The sequence below is a fragment of the Alcaligenes ammonioxydans genome (assembly GCF_019343455.1).
GTDB lineage: Bacteria > Pseudomonadota > Gammaproteobacteria > Burkholderiales > Burkholderiaceae_B > Alcaligenes > Alcaligenes ammonioxydans.
Map to the genome: position 1 here is coordinate 1,174,290 of NZ_CP049362.1, position 23,943 is coordinate 1,198,232.

At 57.6% G+C, this 23,943-nt stretch carries 24 protein-coding genes; 15 read left to right on the plus strand and 9 right to left on the minus strand.

What is annotated here, in order from left to right:
- Nucleotides 1-118: 118 nt before the first annotated feature.
- Complete coding sequence (gene htpX, locus FE795_RS05315; RefSeq protein ID WP_131071405.1) at nt 119-1,000, minus strand: protease HtpX; 882 nt, start codon at nt 998-1,000, stop codon at nt 119-121.
- 246 nt (nt 1,001-1,246) lie between these two features.
- Between htpX and FE795_RS05320 the strand changes: the two genes are divergently transcribed.
- The 11 genes from FE795_RS05320 (at nt 1,247) to FE795_RS05370 (ending at nt 10,713) form a co-directional block, all read left to right on the plus strand.
- Entirely contained in the window at nt 1,247-2,146 is a 900-nt protein-coding gene (locus FE795_RS05320; RefSeq protein WP_051010444.1) for a DMT family transporter, read from the plus strand.
- A gap of 1 nt (nt 2,147) precedes the next feature.
- Entirely contained in the window at nt 2,148-2,999 is an 852-nt protein-coding gene (locus FE795_RS05325; RefSeq protein ID WP_003802452.1) for a sulfurtransferase, read from the plus strand.
- 250 nt (nt 3,000-3,249) lie between these two features.
- Nucleotides 3,250-3,516 (plus strand): exodeoxyribonuclease VII small subunit, encoded by a 267-nt coding sequence (locus FE795_RS05330; protein ID WP_003802451.1) that lies wholly within the window; start codon nt 3,250-3,252, stop codon nt 3,514-3,516.
- Between the two features lies 1 nt (nt 3,517).
- Complete coding sequence (locus FE795_RS05335) at nt 3,518-4,426, plus strand: polyprenyl synthetase family protein (protein ID WP_003802450.1); 909 nt, start codon at nt 3,518-3,520, stop codon at nt 4,424-4,426.
- Between the two features lie 115 nt (nt 4,427-4,541).
- Nucleotides 4,542-6,407, plus strand: coding sequence for a 1-deoxy-D-xylulose-5-phosphate synthase (dxs, locus tag FE795_RS05340; RefSeq protein ID WP_131071406.1), 1,866 nt, complete (start codon nt 4,542-4,544; stop codon nt 6,405-6,407).
- Between the two features lie 149 nt (nt 6,408-6,556).
- On the plus strand, nt 6,557-7,360 hold the full coding sequence (folE2, locus tag FE795_RS05345) for a GTP cyclohydrolase FolE2 (RefSeq protein ID WP_003802447.1): 804 nt from the start codon (nt 6,557-6,559) through the stop codon (nt 7,358-7,360).
- A gap of 143 nt (nt 7,361-7,503) precedes the next feature.
- A complete protein-coding gene (gene rpsF, locus FE795_RS05350) occupies nt 7,504-7,902 on the plus strand; it encodes a 30S ribosomal protein S6 (protein ID WP_003802446.1) in 399 nt (132 codons plus the stop codon).
- A 13-nt stretch (nt 7,903-7,915) separates the two neighbouring features.
- On the plus strand, nt 7,916-8,233 hold the full coding sequence (gene priB, locus FE795_RS05355; RefSeq protein ID WP_003802445.1) for a primosomal replication protein N: 318 nt from the start codon (nt 7,916-7,918) through the stop codon (nt 8,231-8,233).
- An 89-nt stretch (nt 8,234-8,322) separates the two neighbouring features.
- Complete coding sequence (gene rpsR, locus FE795_RS05360; RefSeq protein WP_003802444.1) at nt 8,323-8,595, plus strand: 30S ribosomal protein S18; 273 nt, start codon at nt 8,323-8,325, stop codon at nt 8,593-8,595.
- An 18-nt stretch (nt 8,596-8,613) separates the two neighbouring features.
- Nucleotides 8,614-9,069, plus strand: a complete 456-nt coding sequence (rplI, locus tag FE795_RS05365) for a 50S ribosomal protein L9 (RefSeq protein WP_003802443.1) — start codon at nt 8,614-8,616, stop codon at nt 9,067-9,069.
- A 273-nt stretch (nt 9,070-9,342) separates the two neighbouring features.
- Complete coding sequence (locus tag FE795_RS05370; RefSeq protein ID WP_003802442.1) at nt 9,343-10,713, plus strand: replicative DNA helicase; 1,371 nt, start codon at nt 9,343-9,345, stop codon at nt 10,711-10,713.
- A 165-nt stretch (nt 10,714-10,878) separates the two neighbouring features.
- Here the strand turns inward: FE795_RS05370 and FE795_RS05375 are convergent, their stop codons facing one another.
- From FE795_RS05375 to FE795_RS05395, 5 genes are all read right to left on the minus strand, one after another.
- Nucleotides 10,879-11,850: a bile acid:sodium symporter family protein gene (locus tag FE795_RS05375; protein WP_219235839.1), complete on the minus strand. Its 972-nt coding sequence runs from the start codon at nt 11,848-11,850 to the stop codon at nt 10,879-10,881.
- Complete coding sequence (gene pdxA / locus FE795_RS05380) at nt 11,847-12,839, minus strand: 4-hydroxythreonine-4-phosphate dehydrogenase PdxA (protein ID WP_219235840.1); 993 nt, start codon at nt 12,837-12,839, stop codon at nt 11,847-11,849. The genes FE795_RS05375 and pdxA overlap by 4 nt, the downstream gene beginning before the upstream one ends.
- 202 nt (nt 12,840-13,041) lie before the next feature.
- Nucleotides 13,042-14,766: a PhoH family protein gene (locus FE795_RS05385; protein WP_219235841.1), complete on the minus strand. Its 1,725-nt coding sequence runs from the start codon at nt 14,764-14,766 to the stop codon at nt 13,042-13,044.
- Nucleotides 14,767-14,818: 52 nt separating this feature from the next.
- On the minus strand, nt 14,819-15,286 hold the full coding sequence (locus tag FE795_RS05390; RefSeq protein ID WP_219235842.1) for a peroxiredoxin: 468 nt from the start codon (nt 15,284-15,286) through the stop codon (nt 14,819-14,821).
- Nucleotides 15,283-15,726: an Mth938-like domain-containing protein gene (locus FE795_RS05395; protein WP_219235843.1), complete on the minus strand. Its 444-nt coding sequence runs from the start codon at nt 15,724-15,726 to the stop codon at nt 15,283-15,285. The genes FE795_RS05390 and FE795_RS05395 overlap by 4 nt, the downstream gene beginning before the upstream one ends.
- A gap of 169 nt (nt 15,727-15,895) precedes the next feature.
- Here FE795_RS05395 and alaC point away from each other — a divergent pair, with 169 nt between their 5' ends.
- From alaC to speG, 4 genes are all read left to right on the plus strand, one after another.
- A complete protein-coding gene (gene alaC / locus FE795_RS05400) occupies nt 15,896-17,083 on the plus strand; it encodes an alanine transaminase (RefSeq protein WP_131071410.1) in 1,188 nt (395 codons plus the stop codon).
- On the plus strand, nt 17,080-18,378 hold the full coding sequence (locus tag FE795_RS05405) for a homoserine dehydrogenase (RefSeq protein ID WP_003802434.1): 1,299 nt from the start codon (nt 17,080-17,082) through the stop codon (nt 18,376-18,378). Before alaC ends, FE795_RS05405 begins: the two co-directional genes overlap by 4 nt.
- Complete coding sequence (gene thrC, locus FE795_RS05410) at nt 18,378-19,787, plus strand: threonine synthase (RefSeq protein ID WP_131071411.1); 1,410 nt, start codon at nt 18,378-18,380, stop codon at nt 19,785-19,787. The genes FE795_RS05405 and thrC overlap by 1 nt, the downstream gene beginning before the upstream one ends.
- A 304-nt stretch (nt 19,788-20,091) precedes the next feature.
- The gene (speG, locus tag FE795_RS05415) at nt 20,092-20,649 is read left to right on the plus strand and encodes a spermidine N1-acetyltransferase (RefSeq protein ID WP_219235844.1); all 558 of its coding nucleotides are present in this window, start codon (nt 20,092-20,094) and stop codon (nt 20,647-20,649) included.
- Between the two features lie 223 nt (nt 20,650-20,872).
- Here speG and hpnE read toward each other — a convergent pair whose 3' ends face one another.
- Genes hpnE through hpnC form a run of 3 tightly spaced genes read right to left on the minus strand, consistent with a single transcriptional unit; the run spans nt 20,873 to nt 23,886 of the window.
- Nucleotides 20,873-22,159: a hydroxysqualene dehydroxylase HpnE gene (gene hpnE / locus FE795_RS05420; protein WP_059318556.1), complete on the minus strand. Its 1,287-nt coding sequence runs from the start codon at nt 22,157-22,159 to the stop codon at nt 20,873-20,875.
- Entirely contained in the window at nt 22,156-23,019 is an 864-nt protein-coding gene (hpnD, locus tag FE795_RS05425) for a presqualene diphosphate synthase HpnD (RefSeq protein ID WP_003802429.1), read from the minus strand. The genes hpnE and hpnD overlap by 4 nt, the downstream gene beginning before the upstream one ends.
- A gap of 6 nt (nt 23,020-23,025) precedes the next feature.
- Entirely contained in the window at nt 23,026-23,886 is an 861-nt protein-coding gene (gene hpnC, locus FE795_RS05430; protein ID WP_219235845.1) for a squalene synthase HpnC, read from the minus strand.
- Between the last annotated feature and the right edge of the window lie 57 nt (nt 23,887-23,943).

Here is a 23,943-nt window from a genome sequence, read left to right on the forward strand (position 1 = left end):
GGTAGAGGGCTGACGCGCAGGCGGATGACGACGGGCAGGCAGGCAGAAAGCCTGCAAAAAACGCTCCGAAAGCACCTAGGCTTGCGGAGCGTTTTGTCTGGCTTGAGTGCCGGGGTGCTTACACGGACTGGGCGCTTTGCAGTGCCTGGATGCGTGCGGCAATCGGCGGGTGCGAGGCGAAGATGGCGCTGATGGAGCGACCGCCCGAAATGCCTGCAGCTTCAAAGTTCTTGGGCAGCTCGCCCGGCGCCATGCCACCCAGACGGGCCAGGGCGTGAATCATGGGCTGGCGCGAACCGAGCAGTTGGGCAGAGCCGGCATCGGCGCGGTATTCCCGTTGACGTGAGAACCAGGCCACGATGATGGAGGCCAGTACGCCAAAAATCAGCTCAAACACAAAAACCGAGGCGTAGTAACCCATGCCCACATCACGATCATTACGCAGCAGTACGCGGTCCACAAAGTAGCCGGCCAGACGGGCCAGGAAGATCACGAAGGTGTTCACCACACCCTGGATCAAGGTCAGGGTCACCATATCGCCATTGGCGATGTGAGCGACCTCGTGGCCCAGCACGGCCATGACTTCTTCTTCGGTCATGCCGCGCAGCAAACCGGTGGACACGGCGACCAGCGCATCATTCTTGAACGCACCGGTGGCAAAGGCATTGGGTTCGCCTTCGTAAATGGCTACTTCCGGGCGGCCAATACCGGCACGGTCAGCCAACTGATGCACGGTGTCGACCAGCCAGGCCTCTTCGGCGTTGGCAGGGGCGTTCGGGTCGATGACGCGGGCGTTCACGCTTTGCTTGGCCATCCACTTGCTCATCAGCAGGGAAATGATGGCGCCGGTAAAACCGACCAGGGCCGAGAAGATCAACAGTTGCGTCAGGTCCAGACCCTGCGCGTTCAGGTAACGTCCCACACCCAAAATATTCATGGAGGCGCTGAGCACCAGCATGACGGCCAAGTTGGTTATTAAGAAAAGGACAATTCGTTTCATGAATGCGGATTCCGGTGTGACAGAAAAAAGCGTGACCGTGAGTACACGATCTGCGCGAATTTTAGCCTTGATTCCAGGCGTGAAAATAAAATAGTCAGCTTTTAGTCAGCTTTTGGACAAGATAGCTTCGTGGGCTGTCTTGCCTGCTGTTGTGTAAGTGGTCTGGATATGGGGTTGGCGGACCACTTTTACAAGGTGGGGAGTATAGTAATGGCTTTCCCTTATCACTGAATCTGGTCTGATCACATGCAGTCATTGTGGATGCTGGTAGCCTGCGCCATGTTTGCCATTATGGGGGCCTGCGTCAAAGTGTCCGCCGATGCGGGGGCCTCGATGGCACAAATCGTTTTGTTCCGGGGTGTACCGTCGGTTCTGCTATTGGTGTTCTGGGCCAAGAGTCGCGGTTTGAGGCTGGCCCCGCAAAGCTGGAAGCTGCATATCCGACGCAATGTGTCGGGGGTCAGCTCCATGTGGCTGGGCTTTCTGGCCCTGGCCAATCTGCCTTTATCCACGGCGGTTAGCCTTAACTACACTGCTCCCCTGTTTATTGCCTGCTGGATGCTCGCCTGGGGCGGTACCCAGCGCGATCCTGTGCGTCTGATCGCGGTGCTGCTGGGTTTCATGGGGGTGATCGGCGTACTGCGCCCCAGTATTACTCCCGACCAGTGGTGGGCGGCCATGCTGGGCCTGTGTGCCGGCGCGCTAAGCGCCGTCGCCATGATGCAGGTGCGGGCTTTGGGGCGTTCTGGCGAACCCGAATGGCGCACGGTGCTTCTGTTTTCCTGTTTTGTCGTCTGTTCCAGCCTGCTTGGCCTGCTGTGGGAAGGTTGGCGGGAGCTGAGCTGGCGCGCCTGGCTGGCTTTGCTGGGCGTGGGCCTGTCGGGCTTGTTCGGGCAGTTGACCATGACACGGGCATTCGGGCTGGGCTCGGCCTTGTTGACCGCGGCCCTGCAATACACCACCATTATTTTTGCTGCCCTGATTGGCATAGCGTTCTGGGGCGATGTGCCCGACTGGCTGGCATGGGCGGGCATGGGATTGATTATTGGGTCTGGCCTGTTGTCGGCCTGGCGTACCTACAGCGAGGATCGTATTTTGCGAGGTCAGGCCGCGGCGCAGGAGCAGGCTTCTGTCAAGGAGGCATGAGGTGTTTGAATTTCTGGTTAGCGCCGAGCAGGTCCAGGCCGAGCTGAACAATCCGCAGTGGTTGATTCTGGACGTACGCCATGATCTGGCCGATCATCAGGCCGGGCGGCGCGCTTATGAGCAAGGACATATTCCCGGGGCAGTTTTTCTGGATCATGAATTGGATCTGGCCGCGCCCAAGACGGGTTTCAATGGCCGCCATCCTTTGCCCAGCCGTCAGGAGCTGGTCCAGCTTTTGCAGGGAAAAGGGTTGAGCGATGACACGCAGGTGGTGGTGTATGACGCCCAGGGGGCGCTGTTTGCCAGCCATATGTGGTGGATGCTGCGCTGGTTGGGGCACTCCCGGGTCGCTATTTTGAACGGCGGCTGGCAAGCCTGGCAACAGGTGGGGGGAGCCGAGCAGCAAGGGGCCGCCACGCCGGTTCAGTCCACTGGCACGGTAAGCCTGCCTGAGCACGCTGCCATGCCTACGGTCAGCACTCAGGAAGTGCTCAAAAACCTGACGACGCCTGTTTTCACGGTACTGGATGCGCGCGCTGCGGAGCGTTATCGGGGAGATGTGGAGCCGATGGACCCCGTGGCCGGCCATATCCCCGACGCCTTGAATCGTTCCCATCTGAATAATCTGGATGAACAGGGGCGTTTCAAGCCGGCAGCGCAGTTACGTCAGGAGTTTCAGGATTTGCTGGGTGCCACTCCTGCCCATCAGGTCGTACATCAGTGTGGTTCAGGTATTACCGCTTGTCACAATCTTTTTGCGATGGAGTTGGCAGGCCTGACGGGTTCCGGTCTTTATCCGGGCTCCTGGAGTGAATGGGTGAGTGATGCGAGCCGCCCCGTAGCGCGCAGTTAGGCTTGCCCTGCCACCCTGGCAGAATTGAAAAGGCCGCCCACGGGCGGCCTTTTTACCGCCGGGCCTCCTCAAGGTAAAAGAGTCCCCTTGGGGAGTTGCAAGCCGCAGGCGCGGCGTGGGGGGCATTTTTCTTTTTTGTACCGGCTCTCTATCCGGATTGTAGACTTCCCTCCCGCGCCAGCTCCCGTACAATGCCACTTCCAATTGGGTGTCGGCTTGTCCGGACCGCCCTCATTGATCAGGAATAATTATGGTTAAATCTCGCGATGATAATCAAAGCGCCCAGGCGCCAGCCCAGCAGGATTTCGAGTCCGCTCTGGCGCAACTGGAGGCGCTGGTCGCTCGTATGGAAAGTGGGGCGTTGCCACTGGAGCAAGCCTTGCAGGCGTACGAGCAGGGCGTGGAGTTAGCCCAATTGTGTCAACGCAAGCTGGACCTTGCCCAAGAACAGGTCAGCGTATTGCAAGGCAATCTGTTGCGTCCCCTGTCCGGGGATGAGGCCGTTGGAGATAGTTAAGATGAGTTCTACCAGTTTTTCTGATTGGCTTCAGGCTCGGGTTGAGCAAACTGAACATGTACTGGATCAGTCCTTGCCCCCAGTCAGTCAGGAGCCTGCTCGTTTGCACGAGGCCATGCGTTATTCCGTGCTCGGGGGGGGCAAGCGTGTGCGTGCCGCCCTGGTGTATGCTGCCGGTGAGGCTGCCTTGCAAGGCAAGCCGATGGCCGCTGCGCAACAAAAAGCTCTGGAGTTGGCGGCTGCAGCCGTGGAGCTGATTCACGCCTATTCTTTGGTACACGATGATTTGCCTTGCATGGACGATGACAAGCTGCGTCGCGGCCGTCCGACCACGCATGTGCAGTTTGACGAAGCCTGCGCCATGCTGGCTGGCGATGCTTTGCAGCCCTTGGCCTTCGAGCTGTTGGCGCAAATGCCAATTGCGCCCGCTCTCATCGTGCAGGCGATCACCCAGTTGGCTCAGGCTGCGGGCAGTGCCGGTATGGCGGGCGGTCAGGCCATTGACTGCGATAGTGTGGGTATTGCCCTGGATCGCGATCAACTGCAGGAAATGCACAGCATGAAGACCGGTGCCATGCTGCAGGCCAGTGTATTGCTGGGCGGTATTGTGGCAGGCGCCTCGTCTACCGTGCGCAATGGCCTGGAGGAATATGCCCAGGCTGTGGGTCTGGCTTTTCAGGTTGTGGACGACATTTTGGATGTCACCGCGGATACGGAGACCTTGGGCAAGACGGCGGGCAAGGATGCCGCTGATAACAAGCCCACCTATGTGTCCATTCTGGGTATGGAAGGATCGCGAGAGTTGCTGGGGGCGCTCAATGAGCAGGCCCAACTGGCGTTGCGACCTTTGGGGCCTGCCGCGACACGCCTGACGCAATTGGCCGATTACATCGTGGGCCGCGATCATTAGACCGTTGCCGGTCTGTGTGACTTTGGCACAGGCCGCGAAGCGTTTTACAATAGCCGATTGGCGATTGTTCTTGGACAGTCGTTTCACTTATTTGCCCGGATAGACGTCTTTTAGTATGACAACCGTTTCCCTAGAGCAGATCCACTCTCCCGCCGACTTGCGCCAGCTTGATCAACGCGATCTTCCCGAGCTGGCCCGTCAGTTGCGCGAGTTTGTTCTGCAGTCTGTATCCAAAACCGGTGGGCACTTGTCGTCCAATCTGGGCACGGTTGAATTGACCACGGCCTTGCACTATGTGTTTGAGACGCCGCACGACCGTATCGTGTGGGATGTGGGTCATCAGTCCTATCCGCACAAGATTCTGACTGGCCGGCGCGAACAAATGGCCGGCTTGCGTCAGCAAGATGGTATTTCGGGCTTTCCCAAGCGCTCCGAGTCCGAATACGACGATTTTGGCACCGCGCATTCCTCCACCTCCATCTCGGCGGTGCTGGGTATGGCCGTGGCCTCGCGCAATGCCGGTATCGAACGTCAGCATATCGCCGTGATCGGCGATGGAGCCATGACGGCCGGTATGGCCTTCGAGGCCCTGAACAATGCAGGCGTGACTCCCGATGTGAATGTGCTGGTGATCCTGAACGACAACGACATGTCGATCTCGCCACCCGTGGGTGCCCTGAATCACTATTTGGCGCGCCTGATGTCGGGCCGTTTCTATGCCGCTGCCAAGAATGTAGGTCGTGCTGTTTTGCAGCATGTACCGCCCGTACTGGATCTGGCGCGCAAGTTTGAAGGCCATGCCAAGGGGATTCTGACGCCCGCTACCTTATTTGAAGAGCTGGGTTTCAATTATGTCGGTCCGATCGACGGCCATGATCTGGATGCCTTGGTCTCTACCCTGAGCAATCTGCGCGATCTGGGCGGCTTGCAGTTTTTGCACGTCGTCACCCGCAAAGGGCAGGGCTACAAGCTGGCAGAGGCTGACCCTGTGCTCTATCACGGCCCTGGCAAATTTGATCCCTCCGTGGGTTTGGTCAAACCTGCCACCAAGCCGCGTCCGACCTTTACCCAGATTTTTGGTCAGTGGCTGTGTGACATGGCCAGACACGACCAACGCTTGTACGGTATCACCCCCGCCATGCGTGAGGGCAGTGGGATGGTGGAGTTCGAGCAGCAGTTTCCACGCCGGTATTTCGATGTGGGCATTGCCGAGCAGCACGCTGTCACCTTTGCGGCCGGGTTGGCCTGTGAGGGGCAAAAACCCGTTGTGGCTATTTATTCGACCTTTCTGCAGCGTGGCTACGATCAGTTGATTCACGATGTGGCCTTGCAGAATCTAGACGTGACCTTTGCGTTGGATCGTGCCGGAATCGTGGGGGCCGACGGGGCGACCCACGCGGGCAATTACGACATCGCTTTTTTGCGTTGCATTCCGAACATGGTCGTTGCCACGCCGTCGGATGAAAATGAAACTCGCTTGCTGTTGACCTGTTGCTACCAGCATCCCGGGCCCAGCTCGGTGCGTTATCCGCGGGGTGCCGGCATTGGGGCGCCGGTCAGTCAGGAACTCAACACCGTGCCGCTGGGCAAGGCGAATTTGCGTCGTCAGGGCAAAAATCTGGCGATTCTGGCTTTTGGCCCAGTGTTGCACGAAGCCCTGAAAGCGGCCGAGGCACTGGATGCCACCGTGGTGGATATGCGTTTTGTCAAACCCATGGACGAGGCCCTGCTGCAAGAGCTGGCGCAAAGCCATCAGGCTTTTGTCACAGTGGAAGAGGGGTGTCTGATGGGTGGCGCAGGCAGTGCCGTGCTGGAATTTATCAGCCGTGAAGCGCTGGTCATGCCCGTTTTGCAGCTGGCTTACCCCGACGAGTTCATCGATCACGGCGACCAAAAGAAAATTGCTCAGGATTTGGGTCTGGATGCGGTTGGCATCGAACGCTCCATTCGTGCGCGTTTCTCAAGTCTGCTCGAGGAATGAGGCAATTTCTGCACAGTTTAGGGTTTAAATACCCCAATATGCGCGTTCTTGTTAAGGTTATCGAAGCTCGCTTGCGATAAGCGTAAGATAATCATCAATTATTCTTTTTATTTACAGTGGCGGCTCTGCCGTCGCTGAAGCTGATGGATATGAATACAGTGTCGGAATCGCCCTTGGCCATGCCAGATGTGCAAAGCAGCATGGATACACGCCGTGTTGCAATTCAGCGCGTGGGTGTGCGCGGGGTGCGGCATCCGATGATGCTGGATCTGCAGGGGCAGGCTGTGCCCACCGTGGCGCAATGGGAGTTGACGGTGGCTTTGCCGCCGGAAGAAAAAGGCACCCATATGTCGCGCTTTGTGGCCTTGCTGGAAGAGTATCGCCGTCAAGCCCTGACCCCAGCCGGTTTTGTACAGATGGCCCAGGCCATGCTGCCTTTGCTGAACGCCGGTCGTGGCGATATGACAGCGACTTTTCCCGTATTTCTTGAAAAAGTCGCGCCTGTCTCGGGAGTGGCCAGCCTGATGGATTACACCGTCAGCTGGACGGCACGTGTTGGCGTGGATGACCAGCCCGAGTTCGAGCTGTCCGTGCTGGTTCCCGTGACCAGTCTGTGCCCCTGCTCGAAAGCAATTTCCGAATACGGTGCGCATAATCAGCGCTCGCATGTGACCGTGCAAGCCGTTTTTTCCCATCCGGACGCTCTGGATCTGCCCGCCTTGATCCGGTCGGTGGAGGAGCAGGCTTCGTGTCAGCTTTGGGGCCTGTTAAAGCGCACTGATGAAAAATACGTGACCGAGTACGCCTACGACAATCCCAAATTTGTCGAAGATCTGGTTCGGGATGTGGCTGTCAGCGTGCGCAGTCTGCCCGGAGTGTTGCGTTATAGCATCGAAGCCGAGAATTTCGAGTCGATTCATAATCACTCTGCCTACGCAAGCGTGCAGGGCTAAGGCTTTTGGCTTGTCAGCCAGGCTTTTTTGGTGCTAGTATCTATGGTTTCTTGCTCGACCCGGATTGAATGGGCGGGCTGTCGCGCTTGGTGCCTGACTGTTTTAGCAGCGGGTAGTAGGCGATATCCACAAGGAGTTGTTCCATGCGTCACTACGAAGTAGTGTTCATTGTGCATCCCGATCAAAGCGAGCAAGTGCCCGCCATGATCGAGCGCTATTCGGCGATTGTTACTTCCGAAGGCGGTGCTATTCATCGTCTGGAAGACTGGGGCCGCCGTCAACTGGCTTACCCCATCCAGAAACTGGTCAAGGCTCACTACGTGTGCCTGAACATCGAATGCGGTCAGTCCACCTTGGACGAGCTGGAGCATTCCTTCCGCTACAACGACGCCATCTTGCGTTACCTCGTCGCTGGCACGAAGAAAGCCCCTGAAGGCGCTTCGGTCATGATGAAGTCCGTCGAACGCGAAGAAGCACGTAAAGCAAGCACCGAAGCCAGCGCTCCTGCAGCGGCTGACGCTGAAGCTCAAGCTGAAGAGTAATAGCTCCGACTGCGTGAACCAGTTCTCTCTTGCCGGCCAGCTTATCGACATCAAGCCTTTGCGTTATACGCCGGCTGGTGTCCCTGCTCTGGAATTGGTCCTGGAACACGAATCTTCCGTAATGGAAGCCGGTCACTCCCGGCAAATCGCATTGACGATGCAGGTAGTGGCATTAGGCAATAACGCCTTGGGTCTGGCAGACACTCCTTTGGGAGCCCATTTGCAGCTACAAGGTTTTATAGCCCCGGCCCGTAAAGGTTCGACGCGTCTGGTGCTGCATGTACAGCAGTATCAGCGTCACTTTCCGGGACAAGGCTCTGTTACGGTCTGACTGGTCTGGCTCGATCGTCGCGAAGTGTTCAACACCTCGCTTCACACTGAATTCTCCCGGGTATAGCCCGGTTACTAACGAGGCACAAAATGGCTTTCCGTAGAGGCAAAGACAAAAAACGCAAATTTGCACAACAGAACCCACTGTTCAAGCGCCGCAAATTCTGCCGCTTCACCGTCGCTGGCGTTGAAGAAATTGATTACAAAGATCTGGACACCCTGCGTGATTTCATCCAGGAAAATGGCAAGATCATCCCTGCACGTTTGACGGGCACCAAAGCTCACTACCAGCGTCAGCTGGACACCGCCGTCAAGCGCGCTCGTTTCCTGGCTCTGTTGCCGTACACCGACAACCACAAATAATCCAGAGGAACCTTAGTCATGCAAGTTATTTTGCTCGAAAAAGTCGCCAACCTGGGTAATCTGGGTGATGTCGTGCGCGTACGTGATGGTTACGCCCGTAACTTCCTGCTGCCACGTAAAGTTGCTCGCCGTGCAACGGCTGCTGCTTTGCAAGAGTTCGAAGCACGTCGTGCCGAACTGGAAAAGCTGCAGGCTGAAAAGCTGGCCGCTGCTCAGGCTCAGAACGAAAAGCTGAACGGTCAGACGTTCACGCTGGTTCAGAAAGCCGGTGTGGATGGTCGTCTGTTTGGTTCCGTGACCACCATGGATATCGCCAATGCACTGAAAGCAGCAGGCTTTGAAGATCTGGTCAAGACCCAGGTTCGTTTGATCGACGGTCACCTGAAAGCTGTGGGCGAGTACCCTGTCCAGGTTGCTCTGCACCCTGACGTGATCGCTGAAATCAACGTTGTGGTTCAAGGCGACGTCGCCTAAGACTAGTGCGTTGACGCATGGTACATTCTTCTTTGGAGTGTATCTGCCAAGCTAGAAAAAGCCGGTGCAAGCCGGCTTTTTTGTTTTCTCTCCAGCCTGCCCGGGCAATGCGATCGCGCCCGAGCCTGTTTGTACTGCCGCATCCGGTCCTGTTGGCTCAGTGTCTTATTGAGTCTGACTGTTCTGACCCCAGATACATCTCCTGCTTAAGACCGCGCAACGCATTTTGCGGGCTGCGGCGTCGATTTTTTTCCTTGATTTGAAGGTATATGCATGGAAAGCAAGTCAGCCAAATCCGATTCAACGCTGGATTACCTTCGGGTCCCGCCTCATTCAATCGAGGCGGAGCAGTCGGTGCTCGGTGGCTTGTTGCTCGATAATGCCGCGTTTGACCGGGTGGCCGACATTGTCACCGACGAGGATTTTTATCGTTTTGATCATAAGCTGATCTGGCAACACATTACCCGTTTGATCGGACTGGCCCGGCCTGCCGACGTCGTCACCGTATTTGAGTCTCTGTCCGTGGCGGGCAAGCAGGAGGAGGTGGGGGGGCTGGCCTATTTGAATGCCCTGGCGCATAACACGCCTTCGGCGGCCAACATTCGTCGGTATGCCGAGATCGTGCGTGAACGCTCCACGCTGCGCAAGCTGGTGACCGTGGCCGACGAGATATCCTCTGCTGCCTTCAATCCACAAGGTAAAGAAGCCCGTCAGATTTTGGATGAGGCCGAAACGCGGGTGTTTCAGATCGCCCAGGAAGGAGCGCGTGGTTCGCAGGGTTTTCTGGAAATTCAGCCCTTGCTCAGTCAGGTGGTGGAGCGCATTGACGAGCTGTACCACCGTGAGGGCGACTCGGAAGTGACGGGCGTGCCGACGGGTTTTGTCGACCTGGACAAGATGACCTCCGGTTTGCAGCCAGGGGACCTGGTGATTGTGGCCGGACGTCCGTCCATGGGTAAAACCTCCTTTTCCATGAACATTGGCGAGCATGTGGCGATTGCTCAGGGCCTGCCCGTCGCCGTGTTCTCCATGGAAATGGGCGCGGTGCAGTTGGCCATGCGTATGGTGGGTTCGGTAGGGTTGCTGGACCAGCACCGCATGCGTACCGGCAAGTTGACGGCAGATGACTGGCCGCGCCTGACGCATGCTGTTCAGCAAGTGCAGGAAGCCCAGATCTATATTGATGAAACCCCCGGCTTGTCGTCCATGGAGGTGCGGGCACGCGCACGGCGGCTGGCTCGTCAGTGTGGGCAGCTCGGCCTGATTATTATCGACTACCTGCAACTGATGTCCTCTAGTGGTGGTGAGAACCGGGCGACGGAAATTTCCGAGATCAGTCGTTCCTTGAAGGGTCTGGCTAAAGAGCTTAACTGTCCCTTGATTGCTTTGTCGCAGTTGAACCGCAGTCTGGAGCAACGTCCTAACAAACGCCCGGTGATGAGTGACTTGCGAGAATCAGGCGCTATTGAGCAGGATGCTGACTTGATCTTGTTTATTTACCGTGACGAGGTCTACAACCCAGACTCGCCCGATAAAGGCACGGCTGAAATCATTATCGGTAAGCAGCGTAACGGCCCGATTGGTTCGGTGCGCCTGACCTTTGCGGGAGCCAGTACGCGCTTTCTGGATTACATGCCTACATGACGACGGGCGCCGCAGTGTGCAATGGGCTGCCCAAGTAGCGCTTTGTAGCGGATACGGAAGGAAAACAATAGGAGGGGCCTGTGCACATTGTCGGGCCCCTCTTTTTTATCGTCTTGCCCGCCTGATTCCCGGCTCAGTCAATCGTTCCCAAGGGCCCTCGTCTTTTTAGTCTCCGCGGCCGGCCGCCAGTCGCTTGGCCAACCACGCACAGACCAGAAGCTGCCACTGGTGAAACAGCATGATGGGCAAGATGACAGGCCCCACCATGACGCTGGGGAAAATCACGTTGGCAATCGGGATGCCGCTGCTCAGGCTTTTATTGGAACCGCACATCAGCAAGCTGACTCGGTCTTCAAAGGAAAAACCCAGCCAGCGTCCCAGATTCCAGGCCAGCACCTGCGCCAAGGTCAACAGAATGGCGTTGGACAGCACAATCAGTCCCAAGGCACTGAGCGGCGTAGAGGTCCAGAGTCCGCCTACTACAGCGCCTGAAAAAGCCGTATACACCACCAGCAGAATTGAGCCCTGATCCACGACTTTGAGCAGTTGCTGGCGTTTCATGACCCAGGCTCCGATCAAGGGGCGCAGCAGATGCCCGAAGACAAAGGGGAAAAACAGTTGCAGCATGATTTTTCCCACCGCCTCCAGGGATACCGTTGCCTGGGCACTGGTCGCTCCGGCCAACATGATGCCGACCAGCAGGGGAGTGATGAATACGCCAAGCAGCGTAGAGGCAGAGGCGCTGCAAATCGACACCGGCACATTCCCCCTAGCCATGGCGGTCAGAGCCACTGCAGATTGCACGGTGCTGGGCAGGCAAGCCAGAAACAGAATCCCCAAGTACAGATTGTCGGTTAGCCAGGGGCGCAGCACGGCTGCCACGCCACTGCCCAGAACCGGGAAGAGCAAAAAGGTAACGGACAGAATCAGCAGGTGCAAACGCCAGTGGGACAGGCCGCCCCAGATAGCCTCGCGTGACAGGCGGGCGCCATGCAGAAAGAACAACAGTGCAATGGCAATCTGCGTGATGTGTTGAAACAGTGGCACGCCCCAGCCTTGGGCGGGCAGCAGACTGGCCAGTGCAACGGTAGCAAACAGTTTCAGCAAGAACGGGTCAATCGGTAAACGCTTGATCATGCCTGGTAAGCGCTCATGGAAAGGGCCATACGGTAGGCATAGCGCAGTGATGAGGCATCGGCCTTGCCTTGTCCGGCGATGTCGTACGCGGTTCCATGGTCCACGCTGGTGCGGATAAAGGGCAGGCCCACCGTCACGTTCACCCCTTCGTCCAGGCCCAGCAGCTTGATGGGAATCAGTCCCTGGTCATGATATTGGGCCACCACAATATCGAACGCCCCCTGACGGGCACGCATGAAAATCGTGTCACCGGGCCAGGGGCCGCTGGCTTGTATGCCTTCGGCGCAGGCTTGTTCAATAGCCGGGGTGATCTGTTCTATGTCTTCCAGGCCGAACTTTCCGCCTTCACCGGCGTGGGGGTTCAAACCGGCCACCGCCACGCGTGGCTTGGCGATCCCCGCTTGGGTGCAGGCCAGTTGTGCCAATCGTATGGTTTGCAGCACGCGCTCTTTCGTAATCAGGGAAGGGACGCGTGCCAGCGGTTCGTGAATGGTGACCAGAATGGAGCGCAAGTGCTCGTTGGCCAGCATCATGGCGTAGTGCTCTGTGTGACTGCGTTCGGCCAGAATTTCAGTATGCCCAGGGGCATCAATACCGCCTTTTTGCATGGCCAGCTTGTTGAGTGGTGCGGTGACAATAGCGCGTATCAGTCCGGCCTGGGCATCATCAATAGCGTGACACAAATACTCATACGCGCCGCGTCCGGCTTGGGCGCTGACCTGCCCATAAGGGAGATCAGCGGGCAGAGCCTGCCAACGGTTGAGAACGGCAATGACGCCAGCAGGAGGGCAAATCGCTTGCGTCATTTCCTGGACACGCCAGTGCGGGTCAGCGCCGATCACGGACAAGGCGCGGCGCAGGACACCAGCATCGCCATAGACGACTGCCGGGTGGGGCAGACCCTCAACAATCAGACGGGCGATGATTTCCGGGCCTATGCCGGCAGCATCGCCCATGGTGATCCCAATGGGTTGTTCGGTTCGGTTCATGATAATGGCTATAAAAAAACTTCTGCGCTACGCCTTTGGCTGGTTCCCCTGCGGGGAGCATTTTGCCGGGGGCTGGACTGACGGTAAAAACACTTCACGCCGCGCCTATGGCTTGCTGCCCCGAGGGAGCTGTTTACCTTAGGGCAGCCTGGCTAAAAAAAAACCGGGTTCATGACCCGGTTTGAGTGAGCAGGGATGCCGTTTAGAGCGCGTCGCTGGCGTAATCGGCCAAGCGGGAGCGTTCCCCACGCTGCAGGGTGATGTGACCGGCATGTGGCCAGCCTTTAAATCGGTCTACCACATAGGTCAGCCCTGAACTGCCCTCGGTCAGATAGGGTGTGTCGATCTGGGCAATATTGCCCAGACAGACGATTTTAGTGCCTGGGCCAGCGCGCGTCACCAGTGTTTTCATCTGTTTGGGCGTGAGGTTCTGTGCCTCGTCGATGATCAGAAACTTGTTCATGAACGTGCGGCCGCGCATAAAGCTCAGGGATTTGACCTTGATCTTGGAACGTACCAGCTCCATGGTGGAGTTGCGCGGCGCCTCCGAGCCTTGTGGGTTGCTCAGGTTACTGGACGATTTGCCGGTACCCAGATGCAGTACCTCCAGGTTGTCTTCCAGAGCGCCCATCCAGGGCTGCATTTTCTCTTCTTCAGTGCCGGGCAGAAAGCCGATGTCGTCTCCCACCGGCACGGTGGCACGGGTGATGATGATCTCGTTGTAGCGCTTGGTCTCCAGCGTCTGGGTGAGCGCGCTGGCCAGTGCCAGCAGCGTTTTACCCGTACCGGCATGGCCCAGCAGCGAGACGAAATCAAAATCGGGGTTCATCAACAGGTTCAGGGCAAAATTCTGCTCGCGGTTGCGAGCCGTAATGCCCCAGACATTGTTCTTGCCATGGCTGTAGTCGCGCAAGGTGGCCAGCACCGCGGTGTTGCCGGCGGTCTCGCGTACCTGGGCGTACAGGGGATCGTCGCCTTCGGTAAACACGAACTGGTTGACCATGAACTGGCTGCATAGCGGCCCGCTGATGCGGTAGAAGGTGGTGCCACCTTGTTGCCAGGATTCCATGTTTTTGCCGTGCTTGGTCCAGAAATTGTCCGGCAAAGGCATGACACCGTCATAGAGCAGGTCGGAGTCATCCAGCACGTGGTCGTGGCGGTAGTCCTCGGCCAGCAGGCCCAGGGCCTTGGCCTTCAGGCGCATATTGATGTCTTTGGACACCAGAACCACTTCGCGCTTGGGCATGCTTTTGGTCAGGGCGTTGACCACGGCCAAAATGGCGTTGTCCGCCTTGCCCAGCGGTAGCTGGATGGGCAGGCTGGTATCGAGCGCGCTGGTCTGGAAGGTGACGGCGCCACGCGCTTCGGTATTGCCGATGCCATCCAGATTAATGGGCTTGTCCAGGCCATGATCGCCTACCAAGCCTTCCAAGGAACGGCTGACCTGACGCGCATTGCGAGCCACTTCGGACAGGCCTTTTTTCTGGTGATCCAGCTCTTCGAGCACCATCATGGGCAGGAAGATGTCGTGTTCCTCAAACTTGAACAGCGAATTGGAGTCGTGTAGCAAGACGTTGGTATCGAGCACAAACAGTTTGCGCTGAGTGGGAGCCAGACGGGTGCGCTTGCTGGCCGTCCCGGCTGCAGGCCTGGGGGCCTGAGCCGGATTGGCTGCCGCACTTTTGGCGGGAGCGGTCTTGGCGGCGGTGGCAGGCGCAGGCACTGCTGTCGGGGCTGCGGGCGCTGTTTTTACGGGCGCTGGTTTTTTGGCGCGGGGCGTGGCAGCTGCCTTGTTGCTGGCAGTGGCAGGACGGGCAGGGGGCGTGTCGGGTTCGTCTGGTTGTACGGGTGGATCGGCAAGGATGACACTGTCATCTTTTTCGCTAAGCAGGGTTCCCAGCTTGGTGGGCAACGTTGGTAGCGGCATATAACACGTACTCCTGGTTGTGTGTCGGCCCGCGGGCCGACACGGTAAGGTTTCAGGCGGTTTGCTGGACAGCCTGTAATACAGCCTGGACGTGGCCTGGCACTTTGATGCCACGCCATTCCTGAATCAAGACCCCGTGGGCGTCGATCAAGAAGGTGCTGCGCTCAATGCCACGTACCTGTTTACCGTACATGTTTTTCATTTTCATGACCCCAAACAGTTCGCACAAGCGCTCCTCGGTGTCGGCCAGCAAGGGGAAGGTCAGACCTTGCTTGTTGATAAAGCGCTCATGTGAACCTAGCGAGTCGCGCGAAACACCAATGATCTGCGCGCCTGCGGCCTCAAATTCGGCCTGGGCATCACGGAAATTCTGGGATTCGGTGGTGCAGCCCGGGGTGTTGTCTTTAGGGTAAAAGTACAACACTGTCATTTTTCCTTTAAGATCAGCCGCGCTGAACTCGCCCTGCGTGGAGGGCACGGAAAAGTCGGGAATGGGGGCACCTATTTTTACGGCTGTCATGCTTTTTCCTGTATGAGTAAGGCGGCAACGACTTTGCGGCCTTCGGACATGAGGATATTGTAGGTTCTGGCAGCGGCCTGGGTATCCATGATTTCCACCCCTATGCCCCACTGCAGCATTTCCTGGGTGACGGCAGGGCGCAAAAAATGCTGACGCTGTCCGGTCCCAATCAAAATCAGTTCCGGCGCATTGTCCGGGCGTGCGGGCGGGGCGTCATCCAGAAAGGCCATGGGGTCTTGCTTGAGCGATTCCAGTCCCGCAATTTGTCGCAGCAAGGCAGCGGTCAGCTCGGAAGCGCTTTGAATAGCCAGGGTCTGCACCGGTCCTTCAGGGCTAAAGAAGATGGAATGATCGTGGTTTTGAAAGTTGATCGCCACGTAGTCCTCACCGTAGGCGGTGATGGCATTTAGGGCGGGGTTATGTTCGCGTTGCAGTTGCACGATGGGTCTCTCCGGTTTTCAGCTATCGATGATAGCGCAAAGCGTCAGCGACGATGCGGCAGCTGATCTGTTTGCAGTGATTCTCAGTCAGTCAATCATGGATTAAACTCTTTGATTTACTTCGCGCCTTCTGGTTGGGGTCTTCGCTTTTCTCTCATCAAGGAATGTCATGATTCGCTTTCCGCGCATCGAGCGTTTGCCGCCTTACGTGTTTAACATTACAGGCGAGCTGAAAATGGCTGCCCGCCGTCGTGGCGAGGACATCATTGATATGTCCATGGGAAACCCGGACGGTGCGACACCAGCGCATATTGTGGAAAAGCTGGTCGAGGCCGCTACCCGTCCGGACACACATGGCTATTCTGTCTCAAAAGGCATCCCGCGTTTGCGTCGAGCCGTGACCAATTGGTACGAGCGCCGCTACAATGTGCATCTGGACCCGGATCGCGAGGCGATTGTTACCATCGGCTCCAAGGAAGGTCTGGCCCATTTGATGCTGGCGACCCTGGATAAAGGCGACACCGTACTGGTGCCCAACCCCAGCTACCCCATTCATATTTATGGTGCCGTCATTGCCGGTGCCAATATCCGTTCGGTACCGATGGTTCCCGGAGTGGACTTTTTTGATGAGATCGAAAAAGCCGTTCGCGAGTCTATTCCCAAACCCAAAATGATGATTCTGGGTTTCCCCAGCAATCCGACGGCCCAGTGCGTGGACCTGTCCTTTTTTGAGCGTATTGTGGCGCTGGCTCGTGAGCACGGTATTTTGGTGGTACACGATCTGGCCTATGCCGACATTACCTTTGACGGCTACGTGGCCCCCTCCATCATGCAGGTGGAAGGCGCGCGTGAGGTAGCCGTCGAGTTTTTTACCATGAGCAAAAGCTACAATATGGCCGGTTGGCGTATTGGTTTCATGGTGGGTAACGAGTCCCTGGTCAATGCGCTGGCACGGATCAAGAGCTATCACGACTACGGCACCTTCACACCGATTCAGGTGGCTGCCATTGCGGCGCTGGAAGGGCCACAAGATTGTGTCAAGGAGGTGGTGGAGCAATACCGCCGCCGTCGCGACGTACTGGCCAAGGGCCTGCATGAGGCAGGCTGGATGGTCGATGTTCCCAAGGCATCAATGTATATCTGGGCCAAGATTCCCGAGTTCTACAAGGACATCGGTTCGCTGGAGTTTGCCAAGCGCTTACTGAGCGATGCCAAAGTAGCCGTATCCCCCGGCATCGGCTTTGGTGAGTATGGCGACAACTATGTGCGCTTTGCGCTGATCGAAAACGAGCAACGTACCCGTCAGGCGGTACGCGGCATCAAAGAAATGTTCCGTAAGGACGGATTTGTTCAATGAGTCCTATCAAAGTAGGTTTGCTGGGTTTGGGTGTGGTTGGCAGCGGCACCTGGAACGTATTGAAACGCAACGCAGATGAAATCGCTCGCCGCGCCGGTCGCCGTATCGAGGTGGTCGCCATTGCTGTGCGGGACCTGGAAAAGGCACGCGCGCTGGTGGGGGACGAAGTCACCCTGACCACGGACGGCATGGACGTGGTGCGCAACCCCGAGATCGACATTGTGGTCGAGCTGGTGGGGGGCGACACCGTGGCACGCGAATGGGTGATGGAAGCGATTGCCCAGGGCAAGCACGTGGTTACCGCCAACAAGGCGCTGCTGGCCAAGCATGGCAACAAGATTTTTGCTGCTGCTCACGAGCGCAGTGTCATGGTGGCGTTTGAAGCCGCTGTGGCCGGTGGTATTCCGATCATCAAGGCGATTCGCGAAGGCCTGACGGCCAACCGTATTCAGTGGCTGGCCGGCATTATCAACGGCACCACCAACTACATCCTGTCCGAAATGCGCAATCGTGGCGTCAGCTTTGCTGAAGCCCTGGCCGATGCCCAGCGTTTGGGTTACGCCGAAGCGGATCCTACTTTCGATATTGAAGGTGTGGACGCGGCGCACAAGCTGAGCCTGCTGGCCTCTCTGGCCTTCGGTATTCCGGTGCAGTTCAGCAAGGCCCACGTGGAAGGTATTACCAGCCTGGCACTGGAAGACCTGCAACACGCACAACGCCTGGGCTACAACATCAAGCTGCTGGGTATTACCCGCGCTCGTGAAGAAGGCATTGAGCTGCGCGTCCACCCCACACTGGTTCCGCTGCAAAGCATGCTGGCCAATGTGCAAGGTGCCATGAATGCGGTGCTGGTGCACGGCGACGCCGTGGGCCAGACCGTGTACTACGGCGCCGGTGCCGGCGCCTTGCCCACGGCCTCGGCCGTGGTGGCCGACCTGGTGGACGTCACCCGTCTGCAAACGGCAGAACCCGAGCACCGTGTCCCTTATTTGGCCTTCCAGCATAACGCCATGTCCGATACGCCCATCCTGCCTATGGATGAAGTGGTGTCCTCGTACTACCTGCGTTTGCGTGTGGACGACCGTCCAGGTGTGCTGGCGGATGTGGCCCGTATTCTGGCTCAAGCCTCGATCTCGATTGGTTCCATGTTCCAGGAACCGGCCGGCGAGCAGGCCGACATCATTTTCCTGACGCACGAAGCGCGTGAAGGTGCCATCAATGGCGCAATCAGCCAGATTCAGAATCTGCCCTTTGTACAGTCTGCCGTGACCCGTTTGCGCGTGGAGAACCTGTAATGAATTACATATCCACGCGTGGCGGCATGAAGGCCCAACCATTTTCGGACATCTTGCTGGAAGGTCTGGCTCCCGATGGTGGTCTGGCCATGCCGGAAAGCTACCCGCAGGTCAGCGCCCAGATGCTGGAATCCTGGCGCGCGCTGAGTTATCCCGAACTGGCCGCCAAGGTGTTGGGGCTGTTTGTCACGGACATTCCCGCTGACGAACTGGCTACCTTGACTGCCCGCGCTTACGCACCCGGTGTGTTCGACAGCGAGCAGGTGGTGCCTGTCAAGGAGCTGGAGCCCGGTTTTGCTTTGCTGGGTTTGTCCCAAGGTCCGACCCTGGCTTTTAAAGACATGGCCATGCAGTTCCTGGGCCAGGTTTTTGAATACGTACTCACAAAGCGCAACAGCACGTTGAACATTCTGGGCGCCACATCCGGTGATACGGGTTCGGCGGCTGAATATGCCTTGCGCGGCAAGCGTGGCGTCAGCGTGTTCATGCTCTCGCCTTACGGTCGCATGAGTGCGTTCCAGCGCGCCCAGATGTACTCCCTGCAGGATGAAAACATCCACAACCTGTCGGTGAAGGGGGTGTTCGATGATTGCCAGGACATCGTCAAGGCCCTGGCAGGCGACCTGGAGTTCAAGTCCCAATGGCATTTGGGTGCCGTGAACTCCATTAACTGGGCGCGTATTTCTGCTCAGGTGGTGTACTACTTCTGGGGCTGGCTGCGCAGCACCACAGCGGCCGGTCAGAAAGTTTCTTTTGCTGTTCCTTCGGGCAACTTTGGCAATATTCTGTCGGGTCACATTGCCCGCCAGATGGGTCTGCCGATCGCCAAGCTGGTTCTGGCCACCAACGAAAACAATGTGCTGGAAGAGTTCTTCCGCACCGGTATTTATCGTCCCCGTGGTTCCGAGCAGACATACGCCACGTCCAGCCCGTCCATGGACATCTCCCGCGCTTCCAACTTCGAACGCTTTGTGTTTGATCTGCTGGGCCGCGATGGCAGCAAGGTCAAGGCATTGTGGGAACAATTGGCCAAAGAAGGTCAGTTCGATCTGAGCGAGCATCTGCCACGCTTCCAGGAAGAGTTCGGCTTTGTGGCTGGTGCCAGCTCGCACCAGGACCGGTTGAACACGATCGCCCAGGTGAACGAGCAGTATCAGACGCTGATCGATCCGCACACGGCCGATGGCGTCAAAGTGGCCCAGGCCTACCGTGAAGATGGCATTCCCATGCTGGTATTGGAAACCGCCTTGCCCGCTAAGTTCTCCGAGACCATTGAAGAGGCCATTAGTCAGCCCGCTCCCGTGCCAGCGCACCTGGCCGGTCTGGCTGATTTGCCACAGAAAGTGGTGGTGATGGATGCGGACGTGGCCCAAGTGCGTCGCTATATCGAGGCACATGCCCCGCGCTGATACTCGTCACTGCGCTTGTGATGAGCAGGCGCCGGTCTAAGACTGGTTTAAAACCCCGATTTTGCTGTTCCCGCTGCTCTGATCCTTGTTCAGTCGGCGAATCAGGAAAGCATCAATCGGGGTTTTTTGCCTCTTGTCTGTGCCTGGCGTTCAGACAGACAAGGCGAGCTTTGCGAGGCGCGCTGAACCTTTGCTATCTTCTCTTCATCAAAAGAACACGATATGCAGGCATGATGACGATGGCCTGTGATATCGGCAGATAGGCGGTTCGTCTATTGAACATAGAAGAAAGGATAGAAAAATCATGAGTAAAACGACTCACGTGAAATTACGTCCCCTCGAGCGCGAGGACTTGCGCTTTGTGCACCTGCTGGACAATAACGCCAGCGTGATGCGTTACTGGTTTGAAGAGCCTTACGAAACCTACGGGGAGCTGGCAGCGCTGTACGATGAGCACATTCATGATCAGCGTGAACGTCGTTTTGTGGTGGAGTGGGAGGGGCAGCCCTCCGGTGTGGTGGAACTGGTGGAAATTGATTATGTGCACCGCCGGGCAGAGTTCCAGATCATTATTGCGCCCGAGTTTCAGGGCAAGGGCATTGCCTCACGGGCAACCAAACTGGCTATCGAGTACGGATTTGGGGTGTTGAATCTGTACAAGATCGTGCTGATTGTGGATAAGGAAAACCACAAAGCGATTCACATCTATCAGAAGTTTGGCTTTCAGGTGGAAGGCGAACTCAAACACGAGTTTTTCATCAACGGCCAATATCGGGATGTGGTGCGTATGCGTTTGTTCCAGGCCGATTTTCTGGCCGCTCACAAACCGGCGCAGACTTTGCTGACACCGTCGGCGCAATAGTGTCTTGCCCCAATGGCCCCTGTTTGAAGAGCGTCTTACGCGGGGTCTTGGTTGATGGCTGGGTTTCTTGGCATGACTTCGTGTGACTACCTGGATGCGTAGGGTGCATGTGCCAGTTTATGCAGGGTCGTTTTCAAAGAGCGGATGTCGTCATGCTCAGAGCAGCAGGAAAGACAGGGGTTCGGCACCCTCGTTTCGGCTGTGCTCTGCTTGAATCCAGGACTTACAGATGCGCCGCTGTCAGACCGCTGCGTACCGCGCCTTCCAGCACACCGGGATAGCCGGTATCAGTCCAGTCGCCTGCCAAACGAATGGCAGTCCAAGGTGTCGTCACGGAAGGTCGACGCAAGCCGGGCACGGCCGCAAAAGTGGCCCGTTTTTCGATAATCAGCTCGCTGGCCCGCACCGCAGGCATGGTTTTCAGGTGCCGGGTTTGGCTGCGTACCTGGGCGATAATCGTGGCAATCGCTTGCTCCCGGTCCAGCGCCTGCAGGCGTACCGCATCGCTGATGACAATCCCCACCAGCGTTTCGCCGCTACCCGGTTTCAAGGCGCTGTGATCAAACAGCCATTGCCCGCCGCTGCCACTGCTATCGTCCAGCATCAACATGGAGTGGGGCAGATTCCAGGGCTGTTCCAGTTCCAGATAGAGGGTGGCGATAGGGATATAGCTGAACGCCTCCAGATCTGCCAGCAATTGTTCGCTGGCCGGGCTGCTAGGTAGGTTGTGGAGTAAACGTGCTGCCTGAACCGGCGGGCAAGCCACAATGGCGGCATCAAAGTGCAGCCCATCAATCTGAACTCCGGCTGCGTTCAGTTCCAGTCGCTGCACCCGGTGTCCCAATTGAAGTTGAATGTCGCGCAGCGCTGGCTCACACCAAAGCTGGCTTAAGTCGGTTAGCGGGATCAGGGTTTGGCTGGCTTGACGGGGACCGCCCAGGCTGTCGCGCAGGACATGGGCAAAGAGTTGGGCGCAGGCCTGCTCAATGGGCGTATTCATGGCGGCCACACACAGCGGTTGCCAGAATAGACGGATGACATGGCTGTCTTGCTGGTGTTGCTCCAGCAACTGCAATACCGTCAGGCCTTCAGGAGTGCGCCAGTGCTGTTTCATCAGCCAACGGCAAAAACGGGCCAGCTTGATTTTTTGTGACCAGCTCAAGCCTTGAGCACCCAGCAGGCCCGTCAATAGATGCAAGGGGGCGGGCAGGGGACGGTTGCGCAGACGAAAGTGGCCGTCAGCAGCAAGGACATCCAGATCCCGGCGTTGCAAACGGGCAGATTCATCCAGGCCCACTTCCCTCATCAAGCCCAGTGTGACGGAGTAGGCCCCCAGCAGGATGTGCTGGCCATTGTCGGTGTCGCGCCCCAGATTGGGGCTGTGGATGCGGCGTGCGCGTCCGCCTATGTGACGTGAGGCCTCAAAGACACTGACCTGATGGCCCTGCGTCTTTAAGCGCCAGGCAGCGGCACAGCCTGCCCAGCCCGCCCCGATCACCGCGACTTTCATCGGCCCAGTTTGCGTTGCAGGCTACGCCCGCCCGACACCCAGGTTTTCCAGGCCAGCCAGAACTTGCGGATGGGGGTCAGGGAGATGCGTTGTTCCAGTACATGCCAGCGTTCGTCAACAATTTCGAGCAGCAAGGCATGGTAGATGGCGGCCATCAACAGGCCTGGGCGTTGTGCCCGGCGATCTGCATCGGGCAGGGCGCGCATGGCCTGGCGGTACAAGTCCTGGGCGCGTTCAGTTTGAAAGGCCATCAAGGCCTCGAAGCGTTCCGAGTGCTGCTGATCCAGAATTTCATGGGGGGCTACGCCAAACCTATCCAGATCGTCCTGAGGCAGGTAGATACGACCACGTCGAGCATCATCGCCCACGTCACGGATGATGTTGGTCAGTTGAAAAGCCAGTCCCAGTTTTTGTGCGTAATCGCTGGTCTGTTCCTGGGTCTGACCGAAAATACGTGCCGACAGCAGGCCGACCACACCGGCCGCGTGCCAGCAGTAGCGCTCCAGCTCGTTCCAGCTTTGGTAGCGTACCTGATCCAGGTCCATTTCCATTCCGTCGATCACGGCCAGCAACTCGTCCTGTGGCAGCTCAAAGGCGTGGATATGCGGAGCCAGAGCCTGCATGACCGGATGCTGGGTGCGGCCTTCATACAGGTCGGCGACCTGCGTGCGCCACCATACCAGCTTCATGCGGGCAACCGACTCCTCGTGAACCTCGTCCACTACATCGTCGACTTCGCGACAAAAGGCATACAGGGCCGTGATGGCGCGTCGACGTTCGGGCGGCAGAAACAAAAAGGCGTAGTAAAAACTGGAGCCGCTTTGGGCCGCCTTGTTTTGACAATACTCGTCTGGGCTCATGGACGTTCAGGGTCGGTAAGAGGTACGGCTCAAGCCGCGGGTGATCAGGCGCAGCCAGTCCAGGCGGGACAGGGTGGGGCGGTGACTGAAGACATCAAACTCTACCGCTTCCAGTCGTTCCAGAATGCGCAGTCCGCCCAAGACCATCATTTTCAATTCCAGGCTGATTCGTCCGGACAGATGTGCGGACAAGATCAGGCCCGCTTGCAGACGCTGACGGGCATCGGTGACCAGCAACTGCATCATGTCCTGCCAGCGTGCATCGGCCTGGGGTTGCCGCAGCAGTTGAGTGCGAGCCTGGATGTAGTCGTCATCCAGATCATGCTGCGCCAGTAGAACCTGCGGAATATAGACACGGTTTTTGTGCCAGTCCACCGCCACGTCCTGCCAGAAGTTGACCAGTTGCAAGCCTGTACAGGTGGAGTCGGCCATCTCGACCCATTCTGGCTGGTGGGCCTGATACAAATGCAGCATCAGCCGACCGACCGGGTTGGCCGAGCGCGTACAGTAATCCAGTACCTGCGCCATATCGCTGTAGCGATGCGTGGTGACGTCCTGGCGGAAGGCGGACAACAGATCCAGAAAGGGCTTGAGCGGCAATTGAAAATTGCGGATGCTGGCCGCCAATGGGACAAAAATCTCGCTGTGGGGCGAATCGGGCAGAACGGGCTGATGGTACTGCAGTTGCTCGATACTGGCTTCAAACTGCGCAAGCAGCTCCAGACGTTGGGCAGCGCTTAAGTCGCCTTCATCGGCAATGTCGTCGGCGCTGCGGGCAAAACGATAAATATCGGTGACGGGTCGGCGCAGGCGACGCGGCAGCAGCACAGAGGCGACAGGGAAGTTTTCATAGTGCTCGATAGACATAGTCCGCCAGTATACGGCTTTCGTTTCCACTAGGGCTGGTTTAGACTTTCGTATTGC